Genomic DNA, 1,223 nt, shown 5'->3' with positions numbered 1-1,223 from the left:
GGAAACGCTGATCAATTTGTATCTGGGCAACTGAAGCGCTCAATGTGACCCGAGTATTGTCACCGCGATCAATCTTTAGCCACTGTCAGTGCGTTTTTTAACTGGCAGCCTTGTTTTCCGGCTGCCCTGCCGAATTCAAGACACACTAACCCCATCAATATGCCTCTGACATCGTCCCGCCAGTACCAGATTGGCCAGTGCAAATAAGCTAAACAGCTGCGCCTGGTTCTTGGCCAGTCCCTTGTAGCGAACCTTGCGGTAGCCAAACAGGTTCTTGATGACATGAAACGGGTGCTCGACCTTGGCGCGGATACTGGCCTTAGTCTTTTCGAGGGCCAGCAGCAGCGCTTTCTTCCGGCTGTCTTCCATTCGCTTGATGGCGCCGCGTCTGGCAGCGGCGCAGCACCGAGTGTCCGGGCCATGCTTGCCTTCACCCAGATATTTCTCCATGCCGAGATAACCCGCGTCGCCGTATATTCGCTTGTCATCCTCACGAACCAAATGCCCTGTCATGGTGACATCGGCGACATTAGCCGAGGTGGCGGCCACACTGTGGGTCAGCCCCGTCACGGCATCGACGCCAATATGGGCCTTCATCCCGAAGAACCATTGATTCCCTTTCCGGGTCTGCTTCATCTCTGGATCACGTTGCTTGACCTTGTTCTTGGTGGAAGGCGCCGCCGCCACAATGGTGGCGTCAACGATAGTGCCCTCGCGCATGAACAGGCCCTGGTCAGCCAGCCTGGCATTGATCTCTTCGAAGATCCGTTGGGTTAGGGCATGCTTCTCCAGCAGATGGCGAAAGCGAAGCAACGTGGTCGCGTCGGGAACACTCTCGATGGCAAGATCGATACCGATGAAGTCACGCATGGCCTGGCTGTCATAGATGGCATCTTCAAGCGCTTCGTCGGCCAGTCCGTACCATTGCTGAAGGAAATAGACCCGCAACATCCGTTCCAGACCAATTGGTGGTCGACCGCGCTTGCCCGCCGAGTTCGGAAAGTAGGACGGCGACAATGCCTCGATCAGGCGTTGCCATGGCATTAGGGCATCCATCTGTGCCAGGAACCGTTCCCGGCGAGTGACCTTCTTCTTGTTCTGGTGCTCAGCCTGAGCAAACGAGATCTGCTTCATCGGAAACTCTGTCGGACAATGGAAATCCCTATTTTACCCTGCCGATGGTACTTAGGCAGCAACGACCGTATTTATGCAGCGTTTCCTTA

At 55.4% G+C, this 1,223-nt stretch carries 1 protein-coding gene; it reads right to left on the bottom strand.

The annotated features are described in order from the left end of the window. Positions 1-135 precede the first annotated feature (135 nt). The gene (locus INT21_RS12370; protein WP_193085295.1) at positions 136-1,134 is read right to left on the bottom strand and encodes an IS5 family transposase; all 999 of its coding nucleotides are present in this window, start codon (positions 1,132-1,134) and stop codon (positions 136-138) included. Positions 1,135-1,223: the final 89 nt, after the last annotated feature.

This window comes from Halomonas sp. 3F2F (assembly GCF_014897805.1).
GTDB lineage: Bacteria > Pseudomonadota > Gammaproteobacteria > Pseudomonadales > Halomonadaceae > Vreelandella.
Note: the sequence above shows the minus strand (reverse complement) of the source record. Positions and strands in the feature narration are given on the sequence as shown.